At 64.3% G+C, this 21,213-nt stretch carries 20 protein-coding genes; 7 read left to right on the top strand and 13 right to left on the bottom strand.

Features of this window, described 5'->3' with window-relative positions; all coding sequences use genetic code 11:
* Nucleotides 1-4 precede the first annotated feature (4 nt).
* From AC51GT_RS17020 to cysD, 3 genes are read right to left on the bottom strand one after another with little or no spacing between them, the layout of a single operon-like run.
* Nucleotides 5-772: a 3'(2'),5'-bisphosphate nucleotidase CysQ gene (locus AC51GT_RS17020; protein WP_496329515.1), complete on the bottom strand. Its 768-nt coding sequence runs from the start codon at nt 770-772 to the stop codon at nt 5-7.
* Complete coding sequence (gene cysC / locus AC51GT_RS17025; protein WP_496329516.1) at nt 769-2,652, bottom strand: adenylyl-sulfate kinase; 1,884 nt, start codon at nt 2,650-2,652, stop codon at nt 769-771. Before cysC ends, AC51GT_RS17020 begins: the two co-directional genes overlap by 4 nt.
* The gene (gene cysD, locus AC51GT_RS17030) at nt 2,652-3,566 is read right to left on the bottom strand and encodes a sulfate adenylyltransferase subunit CysD (RefSeq protein WP_496324921.1); all 915 of its coding nucleotides are present in this window, start codon (nt 3,564-3,566) and stop codon (nt 2,652-2,654) included. The genes cysC and cysD overlap by 1 nt, the downstream gene beginning before the upstream one ends.
* 70 nt (nt 3,567-3,636) lie before the next feature.
* On the opposite strand from cysD, the gene AC51GT_RS17035 reads away from it, so the two are divergent.
* The 5 genes from AC51GT_RS17035 to AC51GT_RS17055 all read left to right on the top strand — a co-directional run bounded on the left by AC51GT_RS17035 (nt 3,637) and on the right by AC51GT_RS17055 (nt 8,954).
* Entirely contained in the window at nt 3,637-4,551 is a 915-nt protein-coding gene (locus tag AC51GT_RS17035) for an IclR family transcriptional regulator (protein ID WP_496329517.1), read from the top strand.
* Between the two features lie 255 nt (nt 4,552-4,806).
* The gene (locus tag AC51GT_RS17040; protein ID WP_496325062.1) at nt 4,807-5,709 is read left to right on the top strand and encodes an enoyl-CoA hydratase; all 903 of its coding nucleotides are present in this window, start codon (nt 4,807-4,809) and stop codon (nt 5,707-5,709) included.
* Nucleotides 5,709-6,884 (top strand): acyl-CoA dehydrogenase family protein, encoded by a 1,176-nt coding sequence (locus tag AC51GT_RS17045; RefSeq protein WP_496324923.1) that lies wholly within the window; start codon nt 5,709-5,711, stop codon nt 6,882-6,884. The genes AC51GT_RS17040 and AC51GT_RS17045 overlap by 1 nt, the downstream gene beginning before the upstream one ends.
* Before the next feature lies 1 nt (nt 6,885).
* Complete coding sequence (locus AC51GT_RS17050) at nt 6,886-7,860, top strand: acyl-CoA dehydrogenase family protein (protein WP_496329518.1); 975 nt, start codon at nt 6,886-6,888, stop codon at nt 7,858-7,860.
* A complete protein-coding gene (locus AC51GT_RS17055) occupies nt 7,857-8,954 on the top strand; it encodes an acyl-CoA dehydrogenase family protein (protein ID WP_496329519.1) in 1,098 nt (365 codons plus the stop codon). Before AC51GT_RS17050 ends, AC51GT_RS17055 begins: the two co-directional genes overlap by 4 nt.
* A 145-nt stretch (nt 8,955-9,099) precedes the next feature.
* Here the strand turns inward: AC51GT_RS17055 and AC51GT_RS17060 are convergent, their stop codons facing one another.
* The 8 genes from AC51GT_RS17060 to hsaA all read right to left on the bottom strand — a co-directional run bounded on the left by AC51GT_RS17060 (nt 9,100) and on the right by hsaA (nt 17,269).
* Nucleotides 9,100-9,741 carry a TetR/AcrR family transcriptional regulator gene (locus AC51GT_RS17060; RefSeq protein ID WP_496324926.1) on the bottom strand — a complete coding sequence of 214 codons (642 nt, stop codon included), beginning with the start codon at nt 9,739-9,741 and terminating at the stop codon, nt 9,100-9,102.
* Nucleotides 9,742-9,749: 8 nt separating this feature from the next.
* On the bottom strand, nt 9,750-11,225 hold the full coding sequence (locus AC51GT_RS17065; protein ID WP_496329520.1) for an MFS transporter: 1,476 nt from the start codon (nt 11,223-11,225) through the stop codon (nt 9,750-9,752).
* 101 nt (nt 11,226-11,326) lie between these two features.
* Nucleotides 11,327-12,460, bottom strand: coding sequence for a sulfotransferase family protein (locus AC51GT_RS17070; protein WP_496329521.1), 1,134 nt, complete (start codon nt 12,458-12,460; stop codon nt 11,327-11,329).
* Nucleotides 12,461-12,469: 9 nt separating this feature from the next.
* A complete protein-coding gene (locus tag AC51GT_RS17075) occupies nt 12,470-13,279 on the bottom strand; it encodes an SDR family oxidoreductase (RefSeq protein ID WP_496324929.1) in 810 nt (269 codons plus the stop codon).
* Complete coding sequence (locus AC51GT_RS17080; protein ID WP_496329522.1) at nt 13,276-14,463, bottom strand: hypothetical protein; 1,188 nt, start codon at nt 14,461-14,463, stop codon at nt 13,276-13,278. The genes AC51GT_RS17075 and AC51GT_RS17080 overlap by 4 nt, the downstream gene beginning before the upstream one ends.
* 27 nt (nt 14,464-14,490) lie before the next feature.
* Nucleotides 14,491-15,117, bottom strand: coding sequence for a 3-hydroxy-9,10-secoandrosta-1,3,5(10)-triene-9,17-dione monooxygenase reductase subunit (gene hsaB / locus AC51GT_RS17085; protein WP_496329523.1), 627 nt, complete (start codon nt 15,115-15,117; stop codon nt 14,491-14,493).
* A 1-nt stretch (nt 15,118) separates the two neighbouring features.
* A complete protein-coding gene (gene hsaC / locus AC51GT_RS17090; protein ID WP_496329524.1) occupies nt 15,119-16,039 on the bottom strand; it encodes an iron-dependent extradiol dioxygenase HsaC in 921 nt (306 codons plus the stop codon).
* 48 nt (nt 16,040-16,087) lie between these two features.
* Entirely contained in the window at nt 16,088-17,269 is a 1,182-nt protein-coding gene (gene hsaA, locus AC51GT_RS17095; protein WP_496329525.1) for a 3-hydroxy-9,10-secoandrosta-1,3,5(10)-triene-9,17-dione monooxygenase oxygenase subunit, read from the bottom strand.
* Nucleotides 17,270-17,498: 229 nt separating this feature from the next.
* Here hsaA and AC51GT_RS17100 point away from each other — a divergent pair, with 229 nt between their 5' ends.
* Both AC51GT_RS17100 and AC51GT_RS17105 read left to right on the top strand, forming a co-directional pair.
* Nucleotides 17,499-18,668 (top strand): 3-ketosteroid-9-alpha-monooxygenase, oxygenase component, encoded by a 1,170-nt coding sequence (locus tag AC51GT_RS17100; protein WP_496324933.1) that lies wholly within the window; start codon nt 17,499-17,501, stop codon nt 18,666-18,668.
* Nucleotides 18,669-18,681: 13 nt separating this feature from the next.
* Nucleotides 18,682-19,038 (top strand): hypothetical protein, encoded by a 357-nt coding sequence (locus tag AC51GT_RS17105; protein WP_496329526.1) that lies wholly within the window; start codon nt 18,682-18,684, stop codon nt 19,036-19,038.
* Nucleotides 19,039-19,061: 23 nt separating this feature from the next.
* Here AC51GT_RS17105 and AC51GT_RS17110 read toward each other — a convergent pair whose 3' ends face one another.
* Together AC51GT_RS17110 and AC51GT_RS17115 are read right to left on the bottom strand one after the other, a co-directional pair.
* Nucleotides 19,062-20,018, bottom strand: coding sequence for a hypothetical protein (locus AC51GT_RS17110; protein ID WP_496329527.1), 957 nt, complete (start codon nt 20,016-20,018; stop codon nt 19,062-19,064).
* Between the two features lie 92 nt (nt 20,019-20,110).
* Nucleotides 20,111-21,172, bottom strand: a complete 1,062-nt coding sequence (locus AC51GT_RS17115) for a hypothetical protein (RefSeq protein ID WP_496329528.1) — start codon at nt 21,170-21,172, stop codon at nt 20,111-20,113.
* Between the last annotated feature and the right edge of the window lie 41 nt (nt 21,173-21,213).

Here is a 21,213-nt window from a genome sequence, read left to right on the forward strand (position 1 = left end):
GCGCTCAGCCCCGGCGGGTGACCTCGAGGATCGTCTCGGCCAGCTCCGGGCGACAGATCACCAGATCCGGCAGGTAGACGTCGCGCTGGTTGTACTGCAGGGCAAGCCCATCGGCCCGGCTGCACCACAGCCCCTGCGACTTCGCCACCGCCACCGGCGCCGCCGAATCCCACTCGTACTGGCCACCGGCGTGAACGTACGCGTCGGCCTCACCCCGGACCACCGCCATCGCCTTGGCACCCGCCGAACCCATCGACAGAAGCTCACCACCCACCGCCGCAGCGACATCCGCCGAGAACGCCGGCGGACGCGACCCACTGACCACCACTCGCGGCACGTCCCCCCGCGGTGTCGCGGCCAGGCCCACCGCAGGCGCGACGGGCTCACCGTCGCTGAGGTACGTCACCCCCAGCGCCGGCAACGCCACCGCACCCACGGTCAGGCCCAGATGCTTTTCCCAGAGTGCAACATGCACCGCCCAATCGCCACGGCCCTCGGTGCCGTACTCACGGGTGCCGTCGACCGGATCGACGATCCACACCCGGTCGGCGTCGAGGCGGGCAAGATCATCGAACGATTCCTCGGACAACACCGCGTCACCGGGACGCTCCTGCGCCAACTCTTTGAGCAGGAGAACATTCGCCCGGAAATCGCCGGCGTTACCGAGATCTTTGCCGGTCAACCCGGACGTGGCACGTAGGTCGAGCAACAACTCGCCGGCGGCAGTGGCCAACCGACCTGCCAGCTCGAGATCCTTCGGGTTCGCAGTCACACGCCCAGGCTACGGCGAATCGACTCGGCAACGTCCCTGGGCGCACCGTCGGTAGGGGTGATGACAACATCCGGGTCGGTCGGTGGTTCGTATGGTGAGCTGATCCCGGTGAAATGCGGCACCTCACCGCGCCGCGCCTTGGCGTACAAACCCTTGGGATCTCGTTGCTCGCACAGATCGAGGGGTGTATCGATGAACACCTCGTAGAACGGGATCCCTCGCTGCGCGTGAATCTCTTTGGCCCGCTGCCGTTCCGCCGCGAAGGGACTGATCAACGACACGATGGCCACCGCGCCGGAGTCGGCGAACAGCGCGGCGACCTCCGCGGTCCGGCGGATGTTCTCCCGCCGATCGTCGTCACCGAACCCGAGGTCGGAGTTGAGGCCGTGGCGCAGGTTGTCGCCGTCCATCAGGTAGGCAGGCCGGCCCTCGGCGACCATCGATCGCTCCAATTCCACTGCTATGGACGATTTGCCGGCACCAGAGAGGCCGGTCAACCAGATCGTGGCACCCTGGTGGGCCCGCTGCTGCCGCGTGACCGACGAACTGTGCCAGACCACGTGGGAATCACGGCTCACCGGACCGTTGATCATTCCGGCGCCGACCGTCTTGTTCGTCGCCTCATCCACCAGGATGAAGCTACCGGTGTCGCGATGCTGACGATAGGCGTCGAACATCATCGGTTGCGCGGTACGCACCGTGATCCGCCCGATCTCGTTGAGCTGCAGCCCTTGGGCGTTTCCGTCTCGATGCAGCGAGTTCACGTCGAGGCGGTACGTGAGATCGCCGATGACCGCTTTCGTCTCACGGGTGGCGCTCTGCAGCGTGTACCGGTTACCGGGCTGCAGCGTGGTGTCCTCGGAGAACCAGCAGACCATCGCGTCGATGTCGCGGCCGACGTGTGGCCGGTTGCCCGGACGGGCCAACATCTCCCCCCGGCCGATGTCGATGTCGTCGGCCAGCGAGATCGACACCGCCATCGGCGCAAAAGCCTCGTCGATCTTCGCTCCACCCGGACCCCAGATCTCCGACACCGTGGTGGTGAACCCGCCGGGCAACGCCACGACCTCGTCGCCGGGTTTGAAGGTGCCGCTGGCGATCGTGCCGGCATAGCTACGGTGATCGGTACCGTCGCCGAGCTGGGGCCGGATGACATATTGCACCGGAAACCGCGCGTCGATGAGGTTGTGATCGGAGGCGACGTGCACGTCCTCGAGGTGTGTGAGCAATGACCCACCCTGATACCAGGGCATATTCGCGGACGCATCCACCACGTTGTCACCGCGCAGAGCCGAGACCGGAATGAAGCTGAGGTCGCTGACCTCGAGTTTGGTGGCGAACGCGGCGAACTCGTCGCGGATCGTGTTGAACCGGTCCTCCGACCAATCGACCAGATCCATCTTGTTCACGCACAGCACCACATGTGCGACACCCAGCAACGACGACAAGAAGGCATGGCGCCGGGTCTGTTCGAGAACTCCCTTACGGGCGTCGATGAGGATCAGGGCCACGTCGGCGTTGGAGGCCCCGGTCACCATGTTCCGGGTGTACTGCACGTGTCCCGGGGTGTCGGCGATGATGAACTTCCGCTTGGGTGTGGCGAAGTACCGGTAGGCGACGTCGATCGTGATGCCCTGCTCACGCTCGGCACGCAGCCCGTCGGTCAGGAGCGCCAGGTCCGCGTATTCGTCTCCACGCGCAGCGCTGGTCCGCTCGATGGATTCCATCTGATCGGCAAAGATGCTCTTGGAGTCGTAGAGCAACCGTCCGATCAGTGTCGATTTGCCGTCGTCGACGCTGCCGGCGGTGGCCAGGCGCAGCAATGCTTTTCGGCCACCGATCGCTGTTCCGGCGGCGAGCGCCTCATGGTCGACGGTCATCAGAAATAGCCCTCCCTTTTGCGGTCTTCCATGCCGGACTCGGAGATGCGGTCGTCGGCCCGGGTGGCACCGCGCTCGGTCAGCCTGGTCGCGGCGATCTCGTCGATGACCTGATGGACCGTGGCCGCATCACTGAGCACGCAACCGGTACATGTGGCATCGCCGACGGTCCGGAATCGCACCTGTTCGGTATGAACTCTTTCGTCCGGGCCCAATTCCAGGAATTGCGTTCTGGCCAAGAGCATTCCGTCGCGCGGCACCACCTCGCGCCGGTGCGAGTAGTAGATGGTCGGCAGCTCGATCCCCTCTGCGGCGATGTACTGCCAGATGTCGAGTTCGGTCCAGTTGCTCAGCGGGAAGATCCGGATGTGCTCGCCTTTGTGGTGCCGCCCGTTGTAGAGGTTCCACAACTCCGGCCGCTGCGCGCGCGGATCCCAGGCGCCGAACTCGTCGCGAAAGCTGAACACCCGTTCCTTGGCCCGGGCCTTCTCCTCATCGCGACGAGCCCCGCCGAAGACCGTGTCGAACGCGTTCTCCCCGATCGCCCGGAGCAGCGCGACGGTCTGCAAGCGGTTGCGGCTGGCACCCGGGCCCATCGGTTCGACGACCCGACCGGAATCGATGTCGTCCTGCACCCGCGAAACGATCAGCCGGACACCGGTTTCGGCGACCACTCGATCCCGGTAGTCGATCACCTCGTCGAAGTTGTGACCGGTGTCGACATGCATCAGCGGAAAGGGAACGGGCGCCGGCCAGAAGGCCTTGCGGGCCAGGTGGAACATCACGACCGAGTCCTTGCCCGCGGAGAACAGCAACACCGGTCGCTGTGCGGTGGCGGCGACCTCGCGGAAGATGTGGACCGATTCGGCTTCCAGCGCGGCCAGGTGTGAGAGTTCGTACCTCGTGTTCACCACCATGATGACCCTTCGTCGAGGTGTCTCGAGAGGTTGACATGTCGAATATTCGACACTAACGTCCGACAATGTGACATCGACGGTAAGCGACAGCACTGGCACCGGTCAACCCTCTCCACCGACCCAACGCGTGGTCCGGACCATCGAATTGCTGGCCGACAACATCGACACGCCCTTGTCGCTGGCCGAAATCGTCCGGCGCACGGGATTCTCGAGGGCCACCTCCCATGCAGTCCTCTCGCAACTCACCAACGACGGCTGGGTGACCCGCCACGACGGGTACTTCAGCATCAGCGCCGGATTTGTTGCGCTGGTCCGTCACACCGAACGCGGATTCCCCGTGCGCAGGCTCGCGGCGTCAGCGGCCCGGGACATGGCCGAGAGCCTCGACCTGCCGGCCTTCGTGGCCGAGCGCACCGGCGAATCGATCACCGTGACCGACGTCGTCGGCTCACCGGGTTTGGAGTGGATCCGCCCCGGTCGTCGCATCACCCTGCGTCCCACCGTCTGCCGCGAGTTCGTCGCATGGTCACCCGAGGACGAGATCCGGAGTTGGCTCGACGCCGCACCCGCGCAGGCCCGTGATCGCCTCAGGGACGTCCTCGCGACCATCCGCGACCGCGGCTATGCAGTCGAACGCCTGACGCCGGACCATGCCAAGATGCTCGACACCCTTGCCTCCCTGCGCGATTCACCGGTGTCGGATTCGCTGCGATCCCGGGTCGACGGCCTGCTCAGCGAGTTGACAACCATCGACTACCTGGCAGACGAAGCGGTCGGCAAGGTCGCGGTGGTCACCGTCGGCGCACCCATCTTCGACGAATCGGGCGCGGTGATCGCGTCCATCGTCGCCGTCCCCGACCGCGAGATGCCTGCCGAGGAATTGCATCAGATCGGGAAGTCCGTGATCGCGGCGGCCGACCACGTGTCCTCGGGCATACGCGGATCCCGAAGGTCAGCTGCGACGCGCGAACAGCTTCCGTAGACGACCCTGTCGCCGGAATCGCCGACAGACCCCCGGCTCGCAGAGCGCGCAGTCGGTACCTGATCGAAGATGCTCGTGGGCAGCCTTCACATGGCCACAAACACACGGCACATCGGCTGCATCAGACCTCGCCACCAGACACCCTCCCGAGCCGCTCAGACGTTGGCAAACAATACGTCCATCACCGCCGGTGGGTACCTGAAAACAGGCCATGACCACCACCGGGGTTTACCAACCAAGCACTTGCTAGGTATGGTGTCCGGTGTGACGATCCCGAGCCCCCTGAGCGCCGCCGAACTAGGTCCCGACACCTCTCCGGTGGCCTACGACGTTGTTGGCGCCACGGCATACATCACCCTCAACCGCCCCGAGTTCCGCAACTCCCAGAACTCGGTGATGACATACTCCCTCGACGCCGCCTTTGGGCGCGCGGTCGACGACGCAGGCGTCAAGGTCATCGTCCTGCGCGGAGCCGGCAAGCACTTCTCGGCCGGCCACGACATCGGCACGCCCGAACGTGATGTGCACGTCAAATACCCCAACACCGCATCCCTGTACTGGGACCACACCGACCGGGTCGGCGGCGACCAGCGCCTGGCCCGCGAGACCGAGGTCTACATGGGGATGTGCCGGCGCTGGCGGGAGATCCCCAAGCCGGTGATCGCCCAGATCCACGGCGCCTGCATCGCCGGCGGGTTGATGCTCGCGTGGATCTGTGACTTCATCGTCGCCTCCGACGACGCCTTCTTCTCCGATCCGGTGGCCCGGATGGGGATCCCCGGCGTCGAGTACTTTGCGCACGCCTTCGTCCTGGGCCCGCGCCGCGCCAAGGAGATCCTGTTCACCGGCGAGCGGTTCGGCGCAGCCGAAGCACTCGAGTGGGGCATGGTCAACCACGTCGTTCCCCGCGACCAGCTCGAAGCCAAGGTCGACGACATCGCCGGACGCATCTCGGAGATGCCCCAGCTCGGTCTCGCATTGACCAAGAAGGCCGTCAACATCTGCGAAGACCAGATGGGTCTGCGTAACGCGATGGATTCGGTCTTCGGCTGGCACCACTTCGCACACAGCGCCAATGCCGAAGCACCTGACGGCGATTCGCTCGGTGGAATGGATGCCAAGTCGATGAAGTCGAGCGCCGAGAAGAAGAGCTCCTGATGGACCTACTTTTCGATTCAGCAGCTGACGAGTTCCGCGCCGAGGTCCGTGGCTGGCTCGCCGAGAACGTGCCCACCGAGCCACTGGCGTCGATGGACAGCGCCGAAGGTTTCGAGCAGCACCGGCAGTGGGAACGCAAGATGGCCGATGCCCGGATGTCGGTGGTGAGCTGGCCGGTGGAGTTCGGTGGCCGCGACGCACCGCTGCTGCACTGGATCATCTTCGAAGAGGAGTACTACCGAAGCGGGGCGCCCGGACGGGTCAGCCAGAACGGTATCTTCCTGCTTGCTCCAACACTTTTCGAGCATGCCCATCCCGACCAGCTGGCGCGGATCATGCCGCGGATGGCCCGGTCCGAGGACATCTGGGGTCAGGCCTGGAGCGAACCCGAGGCCGGCAGCGACCTCGCATCGCTACGGTCGACCGCGACACGCACCGAAGGCGGCTGGCTTCTCAACGGCCAGAAGACCTGGAGCTCGCGTTCGAGTTTCGCCGACTGGGGGTTCGGGCTGTTCCGGTCCGATCCGGACTCGTCGCGGCACAAGGGCATCACCTACTTCATGTTCGACCTGCGGGCCGACGGTGTGACCGTACGCCCGATCAACCAGCTCGATGGCGAGCCGGGTTTCGCAGAGCTCTTCTTGGAGAACGTCTTTGTTCCCGACGATCCCGATGCACCCGGTGAGTCCGGTGTGATCGGCACGGTGAACAACGGCTGGAAGGTCGCGATGAGCACGGCTGCCAACGAACGCGGCCTGTCGCTGCGTTCGCCGGGCCGGTTCCTCGCCACCACCGACCGACTCCTGGCCCTGTGGAACGACATCGACGCCGAAGCCCGCGAAGGCCATGGCGGTCAGGTCGCCGACGCCTGGATCGGCGCGCGAGCCTACGAGCTCTCGACCTACGCCACTGTGAGCCGGCTTGCCGAAGGTGGCCAGCTCGGCATGGAATCGTCGATCAACAAGGTGTTCTGGTCGCAGTGGGACATCGCCACGCACGAGACCGCGCTCGATCTGCTCGGCGCCGACGCCGAACTCGCGCAGCGGCAACCGTCCGGCGCCTGGATGGACGGCTACCTGTTCTCGCTGTCGGGACCGATCTATGCCGGCACCAACGAGATTCAGCGCAATGTGATCGCCGAACGCTTACTGGGACTACCGCGAGGGGATCGCTGACATGAGGTTCCTGCTCGAAGAAGAGCACCACGACCTGGCCGCGTCCATCGACTCGATGCTCGCGAAAGCCGACCTACCCGGCGTCATCCGCTCCTGGAACGACGGTGACACCAAGCCCGGCGAGCTCGTCTGGTCGAAGCTGGCCGAGACCGGCGTCAACGCCCTGCTGATAGACGACGAACACGGCGGAATGGGTGCCGGTGCCGTCGAGATGGTGGTCGCGGCGCATCAACTCGGCCGCCACGCGGTACCGGGTCCGGTTGCCGAAACCGTTGCTGCATTGCCGATTCTGCTGGCCGAGGCCGGCGCCGGTGATCGGCTGGCAGCGATGGCCGAAGGTGAACTCGCCACCCTCGCCTACGCCCCACTGGTCCCCTATGCCGTCGATGCCGCGGTGGCCGGGCAGGTCTACCTGGTCGCCGACGGCACGCTGAGCACCGGTGTCGCCACCAACCCACGGCCCTCGGTCGATCTGGCCCGCACGTTGTCCTCCGTGGATGCCGATGCCGCGGTCGGTGCAGTGGATCCGGCTCGTGCCTTCGACTTCGGAGCCCTGGCAACCGCCGCCCAGCTGATCGGGTTGGCCGACGCGATGCTCGCGCTCACCAGCGAATACGCCAAGACCCGCAAGCAGTTCGGCCGGGAGATCGGCTCGTTCCAGGCGGTCAAGCACCATGTGGCCGACGTTGCGGTCGCGGTCGAGATGGCCCGCCCGCTGATCCACGGTGCCGCACTGGCGCTCGACGGCCAGGTCCCCGAACCCCAGTTCGCGTCCCGCGACGTCTCGGCGGCGAAAGTTGCTGCCGGACAGGCTGCCTACCTTGCTTCACGGGTGGGATTGCAGGTCCTCGGCGCGATCGGTTACACCCAGGAACATGACCTGTCGCTGTATCTCACCAAGACGCGCGCCCTGGTCACGGCTTGGGGCACCCCGGCTGTCCATCGCGCGCGGGTACTGGAGGCGATCACCGCATGAGCATCTACTCCCCCGGAATCGACACCGAAGAACAGGCGGCACTGCGCGATTCCGTCGCGAGCCTGCTGCGCCGCAGCGGCGATTCCACAGCGGTACGGTCGGCGATGGAATCCGAGGGCCGAACCGATCGCGCCCTGTGGTCGACCCTCTGTGAACAGATCGGCGTTGCCGCACTGTCGATTCCCGAAGAGTTCGACGGGATCGGTGCGTCCCTGACCGAAACCCACGTGGTGCTCGAAGAGCTCGGTCGCACACTGTCCCCGGTCCCGATGCTCGGCTCGGCGGTGCTGGCCACCCAGGCCCTGCTGCTCAGTGGTGACACCGACGCCTGCTCCGCCACACTGCCTGCGCTGGCCTCCGGCGAGAAGACCGCGGCACTGTGCTGGGCAGATGCCGACGGGTGGCACCGCCCGGGTGTCGAGGCAAACGCCGGGATCTTGTCCGGCACCGCCCACTATGTACTCGACGGTGAAACAGCCGACGTGCTGGTTGTCCTGGCCCGCAGCGGCGGCGTCGTCACCCTGCATGTCGTCGAAGCCACCGCAGACGGCATCACCCGTTCGCCGCGCCCGACGATGGACCCGACCCGGCCGTTGACCAGCATCACCTTCGACGATGTCGACTCGACCGCCATACCCGCACCGGTTGACCTGGTGGACAAGCTGCGCGCGATCGCCTACGTCGCCATCAGTGCCGAACAGGTCGGAGCTTCTCGCGCAGCGCTGGACCTGACGGTGGAATACACCAAGTCCCGCAAGCAGTTCGGCCGTGTCATCGGGTCCTTCCAGGCGCTCAAGCACCGGATGGCCGACATGTATGCGCTCACCGAGATCGCGCATTCGATCTCGTATGCTGCGGTCGACGCGCTGGTATCAGGCTCCGACGAGGCACTCGACCTCGCCGCAGCGGCGCGCGTGTACTGCTCGGATGCGTTCTCACACATCGCAGCCGAGACCATCCAGTTACACGGCGGGATCGGCATCACCTGGGAACACGATGCCCATCTGTACTTCAAACGAGCGCACGGCACCGCCCAGCTGTTCGGTCTGCCGCACGAATCCCTGCCTCGTCTGGCCACCGCCGCCGGTCTCTGACCCCCCTACCCCACCGTCGACCGTGCCCTTATCACCGTCGAGCGTGCCAATGATGCAGCGCGCCATCCCGACATCGGCGATAAGGGCACGCTCGACGGTCGGTTCGGCACGCTCGACGGTCGGTTCGGCACGCTCGACGGTGCGGTCAGCGGGACTGTAGACGCACTTTGGCCTGCTGAACATGCTGCTCGTCCATCGGCGGTTCGATGATCTGTTCGGCACCGGGACGCAATCCGGCGATGGCGAGCGCAAGATGTCGCCGCCACGCGGTCTCGCTGACACCCCTGGTGGATTCGATGACTCCACGCACCGCCCAGTAGATGACATCCAGATCCGACTCGGCGGCATCCTCACGGATCCGTCCGTGCTCTTTTGCCGACGCGAGAAGTTCCGAGGTGATCCGCCGGTATTCGTTCTTGAGTGCGGTGGTCTCGTCGTCATTCCACATCCGCGAGATACAACCTCGATGCGAGGCCTGGACCTCGCCGGTGCCGTACATGACCTGCTCGAGACCAGAGCCATCGGTCACCTCGAGAGCCTCGGTGGCAATCGCGACCAGATCGATCAACAGCTGCCGAACCAGTTCGCTGATGAGTGCGTCCTTGGTGGGAAACCGTCGGTACAGCGTGCCGGTTCCGACGCCGGCGACCCGCGCGATCTCGTCGACGCTCGCGTCGAGACCGCGTTCACTGAAGACCGTTGCCGCCGCATCGAGCAACCGCTGCCGATTCTCCGCGGCATCACGGCGCAGCACCTTGGTGCCAGCGGATCCCCCATGGACACTCACATCAGACCTCACTCGGACTTGTCGCCCGCCAGCGTACCGCCGGCGACCATGGCGAGTTCGGGATGTGAGAGTTCCGCAATGTCTTCGAGATGGGTTGTCTTGTTCCGCTTCACCGCCGGGATGAACAGGGCAGCCACAGCCGCCAGTCCGCCGGCGATGCCCAGCATGACAAATCCGTTCCGGTAACCGGACTCGGTCGGAAGTCCGGACGACGACGCACCGATCGCGACGACGCTGGCCATGAATGCCGCGCCCAGCGATCCGCCGATGGTGCGGATGTTCGCGTTCATACCGCTGGCGACACCGGTTTGTTCCGGCGGCACCGCAGCGACAACAACATTGGACATCGCCGCAAAGGCCAGCCCGAACCCGATCCCGTTGACCGCCATCGCCAGGTAGATGTCGATCTCGGACGAATGAAGTAAAGCGATCATGAAGTAGGACGACGCGCTCACCAGCGATCCGACGATCAGGAGGTTCTTGGAGCCGAACCGCGCCGCCAGCCGGCCCGAGAAGAGCCCGACGAAGAACATCCCAACCGCGTTGGGCAGCAACATCAGTCCCGACTCGGTGACGGACGCACCGAATCCATAACCGGCCGAACTCGAGGTCTGCAGGAACTGCGGCAGGAAGCCGAGTCCGGCGTACATACCGATACCCATCAGCAGCGCGATCAGATTCGCAGCCCACACGCTGCGGATTCGCATCATCTTCATGTCGATCAGCGGATTCGATGACCGCGACTCGGCGACGATCCAGACCACCACCACGACGCCTGCGGCCACGAGCATGCCGATGACCTTTGCCGAGCCCCAGCCCCACGTCGGCGCCTGACTGACCGCGAGCAGTAACGAGACAAGCCATGCGGACAGCAGGAACGCGGTGAGCCAGTTGATTTTTCCCGCCGACCGGATGGGCGACTCGGGTATCAACACGAACGCTGCGACACCGGCGAGGCTGGTGATGATCAACGGGATCCAGAAGAGCCAGTGGTAACCGAGAACATCGACGATCGGACCGGCAAGCACGACGCCGATACCGGCGCCGACAGATATGAGCGCAGCGATCAGACCAACTGCTCCGGGTACCTTCTCTTTGGGGAACTCGTCGCGGATGATGCCGAAGGCCAGAGGTAGGACACCTCCGCCGATTCCTTGGATGGCCCGCGCGGCGATCATCACCGGCAACGACGTCGCCAGCGCCGCCAGCAGCGAACCCAGCGCCAACGCGACCATCGCGATCACGAACATGCGCTTCTTGCCGTGCATGTCCCCGAGCCGGCCCAGGATCGGCGTGAAGATCGACGCCGACAACAGGTACGCCGTCAGCACCCACGTGACGTCGGTCTGGTTGGTACCCAACGCAGCCTCGACGGTCGGGAGGACCGGCATCACAAGGGATTGCAGGAGGGCGAAGGCCGATACCCCGACGGTGAGGACTGCAAAAGTCACACGATGGTGTGCCCGGGCGGGTGCGGATTCCATTCATTCTCCTGAGACAAGCGGAGACATCACTCCGGATACTCAAAACAACCTAGCACCCGAAGCGGAGGAACCACTCCGTATAGCCAAAAGCGAAGAATTGCTCAGGCGAAGGCCGCGTTGACCTCTGCCTCGGTGAGGCCGTAGTCCGCCAGCGAGTACTTGTGCACCGGCTTACGGTCGCCCGATCGGCTCTCCTCGTCCAGGGCACGCATCGCGGCGGACGCCTCATCGGTGAACTCGAGTCCGAACGTCCGATAGATGTTCTCCATCGTTCCCAACGGATCTGTTCGGAAGTCTCGAAAATCGACGTCGATGAACTGGGCCGGGTTGTATTTGGCTCGTGCGGTGTTGAACTGGCGCAACCCGCGGGACCACAATTCCAGTTGGGTCTTGCCGATCAGCTCCCCCTGGAACACGGTCGACCATCCGTCCCCGGCTGCCTCGGCCAAACTGCACATCGACGGGATGATCGTCGCCGGCGGCCGGTGGGTCTGAATGATGAGCGCATCGGGGTAGACCGACATCAATTCGTCCAGTGCGAACAGGTGGCTGGGGTTCTTGAGAATCCACCGATGCTCGGGCTCGTTCACACCGACCAGCTGCAGGTTCTTCTTGTGCCGGACGTAGGCGTTGACCCAGTCCTGTTGCTGTAACCACTGCGAGTACGTCGGCAGATATGCCAGCGACTCATACGAGATCGATTTCATGGTCTGCCGGAGCAGCTGCCAGCATTCCTCCACGTCGGACGCACTCATGTAGTGCAAGCCCATGAACTCGGGATTCTCGACGTGGTGTTGCTCGAGACCCGACTGGATCTGCTGGAACACCGGATTGGACTCCCAGTCCTCGCGTGGGGGCCGCGGCTGGGGGAACTCGGCGAGCCACATCTCGAGTCCCTGATGACCGGGATCGGCGGTCAGCATCCGATGCAGCGCGGTGGTACCGGTTCGCGGTAGTCCGGTCACGAAGATCGGCCGGTCGACAACAACCGAGCTGTACTGGGGGTTCGCCTTCCACGATGCTTCGCTGAGCAGTCGGGCGACCAGCGCACCGCGCAGGAAGAACCGATTCATCTTGCTCCCGAGCTCGGTCAACCCGGCGTCACGGACATACGATTCGAGCAGCACCCCGAGCGCCTCGGTGTAGTCGTCCTCACCGAAATCGTCGAGACCACAGGCTTTGGTCGCCGACGCCTTGAGGTCTTCGACGGTTCCGACATCAGTTCTCGTGGTCACAACAACTCCCTACACGTGGTACTCGCCGCAATTGACATCCAGCGTCTGGCCGGTGATCGCACTGGCCCAGTCGGACGCCAAAAATACTGCGGCCCGGGCGATCTCGTCGGGCTCCGGGAGTCTCTTCAGATCAGACTTCGACGCGGTCTGCTCATAGACCTGCTCGGGGGTGATCCCGTACTTCTTGGCGACCTCACCGAAGTACCACTTCAGCTGGTCGTCCCAGATGTAACCCGGTGCGACGGTGTTGACCCGAACACCCTTGTCCCCGAGTTCGGTGGCCAGCGTCTGCGACATCGCCAGCAACGCTGATTTCGCCAGCTTGTAGCTGCCGTATCTTGGCTCGGAATGACGGATCACCATCGAATTGATCATCACCACCGACCCCGCGGTCTTCTCGAGTTCGCCGGTGAACGCCTTGGTCATTCGCAGCCCACCCAGGATCGTCAGGTCCAGGCCGGCGCGGATGTGATCGAAGTCCGTGCGCGCCAACGGCTTCATCGACGGCAACGCGAATGCGTTGTTGACGAGCACATCGACCTTGCCGAACTCGGAGACCGTCGCGTCGACGAGCTCGGTGACCGCGTCATCGTCGGTGATGTCCGTCGGCACCTGCAACGTGACCCCACCGGTCGCGGCGATCTCCTTCGCGATCTCTTCGAGACGCGATGCGGTGCGGGCCGCGAGCACAACCTTCGCCCCGGCCGCAGCTGCCTGCAGGCAGATCGATCGGCCCAGCCCCGGCCCGACACCACCCACGACGACAACCTTGCCGTCCAGCAATCCGGTTCCCGACGGTGCTGTTCCCACAGTTGTCATCCGAGCATCCTTTGTCCAAATCCTCGTTGACGCTCCGCGATCCGCGCTCGCCACTGCTCGTCGTTCACGACGTTCGACTCGTAGTACGGCAGATGTGCAGGCACATCTGCGACATCGATGATCGCCACCGATGGCCCATCGGCAGCCGTCAGGGCACGACTGACCCGCTGCCACCGGAACTGTGCGATCCCCCGCTGCCGTCCGGTTGTCTCGATCCAGTTCGCCACACCCGGACTCTTCGCACTCACCACGAGCCGGATCATGCCGTCGGGATCGACCTGCGCCTGCGAGACATTGAGGCTGGTCTGGTGATTGACGTAGTCGAGCGATATGTACCACATGCTGCCGAGCTGGAATCCCTGATACGGCACATCGGATTTCGGCACGGTGATCAGCATGGCCTGGTCGTCGGCGAGTCGGTAGTGGCCCACCGAGGAGAACTGCGTGCTCAGACCACCGGGGGTGAGTCGGGGTTCGGTGAGCGTGTTGACGGGAAGATCAAGGTAGAACCACTTGGGAAAGTTGAACCAGGTGTTGATCCTCGACAACAACATCTTGCCGGCAATCTGATAGCGGCGCGTCATCTGGGCCAAGTCGGGCTCATCCGGTGCGGTACCGACGGTATCGACCCGTTCGATCTGGATGGAACCTCTACGTTGCCCCCAGTCGTTGAACACCTCTCGGACCGCCAGCATCGATGATCCCTCACCGAGAACGAAGTAGTTGGGGCCGGGGTTCGCCGTCTTCGGCCCGAAGCGCAATTCGAACGAGCCATCGGGCCCGATGTGCAGGCGCCGGTCATCGAAGGCGTCGTCCCCACCGGGTACATTGGTCGAGGTGTAGTCACCTCGCAAGACCTGGAAGCTCAGATCGACTGTGTCACCGCGCGTTCCGGTGATCAGGTACTCCGCATCGGGAACGACATTTGCGTGGTAGTACAGCGTGTCCGGGTTGTCCAGACCCATCTTGGCGTAGGGACCAGTGGAGGTGACCAGGTACGGATGACTCTTCGCATGCGCCCAGGCCATCTGCAGACTCGCCTTGATGCTGCCCGCCAGATAGTCGAAACCCTCGGCCAGATCCTGCTCGTTCTGGATGAATTCGGCTCCCGCAATGAGCTTTTCGGCCTCGGCGATCGCCTCCCGGAACGGCCCGGTCACATCAGGGGCGAATGGTTGTGTCATCTCTCTCCTTTGAGAAACCCGCGAGACCTACAACCAGGTGTCGCCACCGTTCCAGGTCAGGAAGTTCTCCAGCTCGGCCTGTGCGGGGGTGACCCGCGGGTGCTCCGTGGACAGGTATCCGCCACGGTAGAACAACAAGGGCTTGTCCTGCAGCACTTCTCCCAAAGTCTGCACCCGACCGATAGCGATGTAATGGTCGCCGCCGTCGTCGACACGGTCGAGTGTGCAATCCACCCAGGACAACGAATGTCTGATGACCGGCAACCCCAGTGGGGAACGCTCCCACTCGATGCCGGCAAACTTGTCCTCACCGGGCGCACCGAACGCGGCACTGACGGACTGCTGACTGTTCGAGAGCACATTGACGCAGAACTTCTTGCTCTGTTCGATGACCTTCCAGCTGCGCGAGGTCTTCATCGGGCAGAACAGCACCAAGGGCGGATCAAGCGACAGTGCGGCGAAAGACTGGCACGCGAACCCGACCGGCGTGCCGTCGGCGGTCACCGTGGTGATCACCGTGACCCCGGTGCAGAACTGCCCCATGGCGGTCCGGAACTTCCTCGCATCGAAATCGTCGGTACCGCGTGGATGCCGGGCGATCGCCTCACCCTCGGCGCCGTCTGCGACCACCGGTCGAGCTGCGTCTGAAACCATGTCAGGCGTTCTTGAATCCGATGGAGAAATCGTGGCCCCACAGACTGACCGCGGTACTCTCCCTGGCGATCCAATCGTGATCTTCGACCTGGCGTCCCTCACAACCGAATTCGATGTCGAACCCTCCCGGGGTCTTCATGTAGAACGAGTACATCAGATCGTTGACGTGCCGGCCGAGCGTGGCCGACATCGGCACCTTCTTGCGCAGGGCCCGATCATGCGCCAAGCCCACATCGTCGGAGTTCTCCACCTCGATCATCAGGTGCACGATCCCGGTGTCGTTCGGGAACGGCATGAACGCCAGGCTGTGATGACGCGGGTTGCACCCGAAGAAGCGCAGCCACACCGGAGGGCTGCCCGGCTCACGACCGGCGATCTCCGGGGGAAGCCGCATCGAGTCGCGTAGCCGGAAACCGAGAACATCCCGATAGAACTCGAGCGATGCGTTGTCGTCGTCGGTGGTGAGCACCACGTGCCCCAGGCCCTGTTCGCCGGTGACGAACTTGTGCCCGTACGGACTCACGACCCGGCGGTGTTGCAGTGCCACCCCCTGGAACGCTTCGAGTACGTTGCCCGATGGATCGGAGAAGACGATCATCTCGACCACCTGGCGGTCGGCGAGTTCGAAGTCCTTGGCCTCCCGGAAGATCACGCCCGCTGCGGACAGCCGATCCCGGACATCCTGCAATGCAGCGGCATTGGCGCACTCCCAACCGGAACTGGCCAGGCGGTCGTGATCGCCCGGGACGATCACCAGCCTGGCCGGGAAGTCGTCCATCCGCAGGTACAGGGCACCTTCGGTGGGCCCACTGCCCTCCGACATGCCCAGTACCTTGAGTCCGTAATCACGCCAAGCCGACACATCGGTGGACTCGATACGCATGTACCCCAACGAACGGATGGGGCCAGAATCTTGCGTCATCGTCGATCTGCTCCTTGTACGAGGGTTTTCGAATTGGGGGGCGACGTGTCAGACCATCGTGTCGCCGATCGGGATACCGAACTCGCCGTTTCCGTATGCAACATAAGCTCTTTCGGCATCATTTGCGGCGTGCACCCGTCCGGCATGGGCATCGCGCCAGAACCGCTGAATCGGGGTGTCGAGGTCCAGTGCATGCGCGCCCGAGTTCTCGAAGAGCCTGTCGATCGAGGCGATGGACCGGCCGGTCGCCCGAACCTGATCGCGGCGGGCCTTGAGCCGCAGTTCCATCGGAACCTCTTCGCCGGCCAACAGCAGGTCGTATTCGGTCTGCAGGTTGCCCGACAGCTGCGTCCATGCCGCATCGATGTCACTGGCCGCCTCGGCGATCCGAACCTTGGCGAACGGATCGTCCTTGGCCTTCTCCCCCGCATATGCCGCCCGCACCCGCTTGCCCTGATGTTCGACATGCGCTTCATAGGCGCCGTAGGCCATGCCGACGATCGGGGCGGAAATGGTGCTGGGATGGATTGTTCCCCAAGGCATCTTGTAGACCGGCGCGGTGTTCTGTTCCAGGCCCGGTGCCGCTCCGGTGCTCATCGCCCGGAAGCTCAGCATCCGGTGGTTCGGCACGAAGACATCCTTGACGTCGATCGTGTTGGATCCGGTGCCCTTGAGTCCCACCACGTTCCAGACATCCCGGATCTCATAGTCAGAGCGTGGGATGAGAAAGCTGACGAAGTCGACCGGCTTGCCGTTCTTGATGACCGGCCCGCCGAGTACCACCCAGTCGGCGTGACCGGACCCCGACGACCACGCCCACGATCCGTTGACCTTGTAACCGCCGTCGACCACCTCACCCATCCCCATCGGCGCGTACGACGACGAGATCCGGACCGAGGTGTCCTGCCCCCAGACGTCTTCCTGCGCCTGCTGGGGGAACAGCGCCAGATGCCAGTTGTGGACTCCGATGATGCCCGAGACCCATCCGGTGGATCCGCATGCGGATCCCAGGCGGCGCACAGCCTCGTAGAAGGTCACCGGGTCGGCCTGATAGCCACCCCACTGTTCGGGTTGCAACAATTTGAAGAAGCCGATGTCGACCAGTGACGCGATCGTCTCATCGGGGATCTGCCGCAGATCCTCTGCTTCTTGTGCGCGTTGCGCGATCTCGGGCAGCAGGGCACTGATCTTCTCCAGTACCTCCGCCCCTGCCTGGCTGCGGTCACTCATCGAGCAACTCCTCGTTGTCGTTCCACGTCTACTCCAAACGAGACTAGAACACGTTCTCATTTATGTCGAGTACTGGGCGTTTGCCTTGCTTTCCTGCACCGTTTACCACGTTTCACTGGCGTCGAACCCGACTCTTTTGTAACATGTTCTACTAAGCGTCTGTGCTTAACAGCGAGAAGCACCAGGATGTGCCGACAAGGCGGGCAAGCAAAGTATGAGGGAGCAGCAGATGACCGACATCGATGGCGGCGCGATCCGCGAAATCGACACCGGAACCCCACCGACCCGCTTCGCGCGGGGTTGGCACTGCCTGGGGTTGCTGTCCGATTACGACGACGGGAATCCGCATTCGGTCCAGGTGTTCGGCACCAAGCTGGTGGTCTGGGTATCCGAGGGCGAACTGAAGATCCTCGACGCCTACTGCCGGCACATGGGCGGGGACCTGTCGCAGGGATCGATCAAGGACGGCAACGTCGCCTGCCCATTCCACGACTGGCGCTGGAAGGGCAACGGTCGTTGCGCCGGCGTGCCCTATGCAAAACGCGCCCCCAAGCTCGCCAAGACCCGCTCCTGGCCGGGCATGATCCGCAACGGCCAGATCTTCGTCTACAACGACCCGGAGGGCACCCCGCCGCCGGACAACGTCGTCATCCCGGAACTCGAAGAGTTCGGCAGTGACCAGTGGACCGAATGGACCTGGAACAAGATCGTCATCGAGGGCTCGAACTGCCGCGAGATCATCGACAACGTGGTCGACATGGCGCACTTCTTCTACGTTCACTACTCGCTGCCGGACTACTTCAAGAACGTCTTCGAAGGCGAGACCGCGGCGCAGTACATGAACTCGCATGGCCGGCCCGACATCGAGATCGGCACCGCATACGGCGACACCCGACTCGAGTCGATCGCCGCGTACTACGGGCCCGCCTACATGCTCAACCCGATGGTGCAGCACTACAACGGATTCGCCATCGAGACGATCCTGACCAACTGCCACTACCCGATCGACAACAACTCGTTCGTCCTGATGTACGGCGTGATGGCCAAGATCCCGGACGGGCTGACCCCCGCGCAGGCCAACAAGATGGCAACCAAGATCACCGCCGGTATCGAGGTCGGTTTCCTTCAGGACGTCGAGATCTGGAAGCACAAGAGCCGCATCGACAATCCCCTGCTCGTCGAGGAAGACGGTCCGGTCTACCAACTGCGCCGCTGGTACGAACAGTTCTATGTCGACGTCGCCGATGTCACCGAAGAGATGACCCAGCGCTACGAGTACGAGATCGACACCACCAAGGCGCTCGAGAACTGGAACCTCGAGGTCGAGGAGAATCTACGGCTCAAGGCAGAGCGCGAGACGGCGGATAAGGATGCCGCAGATACGGTATCGGCGACCTGATGTCCGATCGGTCATGACCTCGGACTGGGCCAAGGCCCCGGATTTCACCGATCCGGAGCACCGGGCTGCAGTCCGCGCTGCCACCTTCCGGGACAAGGAACACTACCTCCGTGGTGGCCTGACCGAGATCGAGTGCCGGGCCTGCCACGCTCATGTGCTGGTGAAGAAATACAGCCCCCATCACACCAGCGTGCAGTGGACCACACAGGCGCGCGAACAGTGCCCTGAACTCGAGGCCATCCGGGCCACCGGCGGAAACCCCGCGATGCACCCGACCTGCCCGCGACTGTCCGCAAGTATCGATCATGGCGTCAGCGAGGGCATCGTCGCCAAGGAGTCACCGGACGTCGACCCCGACGGGTACTACTGACCCGCCGCCGGCAACGTAAAGGGCTACTGCTCCTTCTCTGCTCCCGGTTGCCCACCTTCGGGCTCCGGGCTCGGATTCTGTGCAGGCCCCGGATTCCGAGCAGGATCCGGGCCGGGACCCTGCGGCGGCGGACCGTAACCACCGGCAGGTGGCTGTCCGTACCCCTGCGGCTGCCCGTACCCCTGCGGCGGAGCCTGGCCATAACCACCGGGTTGCTGTTGCGGAACACCGTAATCTTGTTGCGGCACACCGTAACCCTGCGGCAGCGGCTGACCATGGCCGGGGCCGGCGGCCGGGATGCCAGGCTTGGCGGTCAGCGCGAGGTAGGTGGCAAGGCAGGCGATAACCAGAGCGGCAAACGCGCCCACGGTGACGAGCCACAAGCCCCAGCCCGCACTGACTTCGGATGTGTCGCCGGCATCTCCGCTGACCACTGCGCTTCCCGGATCAGATATGAAGATCAACACCATGACCACCGCGATCACCCCCAGCACAGCGCCGACGAGGGCCGCAATCGCGGGGAATATGTTGACGATCAATGCAGCACCCGCGCCGACGACGAGCACGCCGACAACCATCGTGTAGAGGCCGGGGGCGCTCGTGTCTTCCTCTGCCCTGGCTTCGGCCACGGCGACCTGGTCCGGGCGCGCGTTGCTGCCGCTGGCATCGATTGAGACGGAACCGGTTCCGGTGATGGAGATCCCGCCCTGGCCCAGGTCCTGGGATGCCCAGTTGAAGAAGCTGAACACCACCATCGCCACTCCCGCGACGACCAGTGCGATTCCGGCGATCTTCAGTGTGCGGTTACTGGACGACGGTGCCAGCAACGCAGTCGTCGTAGAATCCCGGCCGGTGGGGGCACCGAACGATGGCTGGTGTCCCGATTGCTGTGGACCGCCGGGCTGCCCCTGATTCGGCTGACGGCCGGACTCGTCGGGTGGATATCCACCGCTGTTTCCCGGTGGCGGTCCGTACGTCATGGTGAGCCCCTGATCTGTCGTCCGCCCGCCGGCGTGCGGGCACAAAAAATGCAATTACGCGATTATTGATCGTAACGCTCCACGACAGATCGTTAAAGGCCCTTGGGATTTCCCGGAATTGGGCGAAGCGTCAGGTCACCATTGTCGGCGGTCGGCAGTGCCGGTGGAGGCGGCGACGCCCGGCGACTGCGCGGCATCGGGGGCAACCCACGATCGGCACCCGGGTTGGGGGTGGCCCGCCGAACCGGGGGCAGTACAGCCGGATCACCATGGGATACAGGTTGATTCGACCGAGGACGGATGCCGGGCGACGGCCGGTACGATGCGACCTTTCGGGGGCCTGGCCCGGCGCTTGACGGTGGGTGCGGCAGAACGTCTTCGGGCGGGCGCCGGCCCATTCGAGAGGTCGCATTGGCCGGGCGCGCCCGATACCCGGGCTCCGGCCGAGGGCCGTGGGTGCGGTTCGGGCGTGAAGCGACAGATACCTGGTCGCGGTAACGAGGTGCCGTGGTGCGGGGACCCGCATGTACCGACGACTCCACCGAAGCCCGCCGCGCCGGTCGACCCCCACCGGAGTTCCTGTGCGCGAGCGGTTGTCGCGTGGCGCGCAGCGCAACGACAACGGCGTAGAACGACACCGGCACCGCCACGGCCGCACTCGCGGTAACCAACCACAGCCCGATTGCGGCAAACCCGATCCCGGCGTCACCGGTGCCCTCGAGCACCGCAGCGCCTGGGGCGAACAGATATTCCAGGGACATGAACAATCCGATCAGTGCCGGGACCGCACCGGCCAGGGCCCCGATACCCGGATACCGGTTGATCAGCACCACCTTTCCCGCGACGACGATCAACGCGCCGAGCGCGGCGGTGACGACGCCAGGGGAATTGCTCCGTTTGTCCAGTTCCGCGGCAGCCTCGTCCGCCCCGCCCAGCGCTGCGGCTCGTTCCTCGGAGATCTCGAGCGTCACCGAGCCCATACCGGTCACCGAAATGCTCATACCGTCGTCGCCGGCAGCCGTCCAGGTGAAGAAACTGAAGACCACCATCACCAGCCCGGCCACGGCAAGCACACAACCCGCCAGCCGTAGTCGCCGCTCACCCGATCTTGCTGCGAACAACCCGATATCTGCACGTGTCCGGTCGTACGTCATCTGCACCCTCGTGATCAGCTCGCACTGCAGCCGACCCACGC

It is taken from the genome of Williamsia sp. z34 (genome assembly GCF_059553395.1).

Coding starts and splice junctions, on each gene's coding strand:
- hsaA (WP_496329525.1), bottom strand. CDS start 17,269: ATGAGTGACCGCAGCCAGGCAGGGGCGGAGGTACTGGAGAAGATCAGT.
- AC51GT_RS17065 (WP_496329520.1), bottom strand. CDS start 11,225: ATGGAATCCGCACCCGCCCGGGCACACCATCGTGTGACTTTTGCAGTC.
- AC51GT_RS17105 (WP_496329526.1), top strand. CDS start 18,682: ATGACCTCGGACTGGGCCAAGGCCCCGGATTTCACCGATCCGGAGCAC.
- AC51GT_RS17100 (WP_496324933.1), top strand. CDS start 17,499: ATGACCGACATCGATGGCGGCGCGATCCGCGAAATCGACACCGGAACC.
- AC51GT_RS17115 (WP_496329528.1), bottom strand. CDS start 21,172: ATGACGTACGACCGGACACGTGCAGATATCGGGTTGTTCGCAGCAAGA.
- AC51GT_RS17045 (WP_496324923.1), top strand. CDS start 5,709: ATGGACCTACTTTTCGATTCAGCAGCTGACGAGTTCCGCGCCGAGGTC.
- AC51GT_RS17050 (WP_496329518.1), top strand. CDS start 6,886: ATGAGGTTCCTGCTCGAAGAAGAGCACCACGACCTGGCCGCGTCCATC.
- AC51GT_RS17110 (WP_496329527.1), bottom strand. CDS start 20,018: ATGACGTACGGACCGCCACCGGGAAACAGCGGTGGATATCCACCCGAC.
- hsaB (WP_496329523.1), bottom strand. CDS start 15,117: ATGGTTTCAGACGCAGCTCGACCGGTGGTCGCAGACGGCGCCGAGGGT.
- AC51GT_RS17080 (WP_496329522.1), bottom strand. CDS start 14,463: ATGACACAACCATTCGCCCCTGATGTGACCGGGCCGTTCCGGGAGGCG.
- AC51GT_RS17075 (WP_496324929.1), bottom strand. CDS start 13,279: ATGACAACTGTGGGAACAGCACCGTCGGGAACCGGATTGCTGGACGGC.
- hsaC (WP_496329524.1), bottom strand. CDS start 16,039: ATGACGCAAGATTCTGGCCCCATCCGTTCGTTGGGGTACATGCGTATC.
- cysC (WP_496329516.1), bottom strand. CDS start 2,652: ATGACCGTCGACCATGAGGCGCTCGCCGCCGGAACAGCGATCGGTGGC.
- AC51GT_RS17055 (WP_496329519.1), top strand. CDS start 7,857: ATGAGCATCTACTCCCCCGGAATCGACACCGAAGAACAGGCGGCACTG.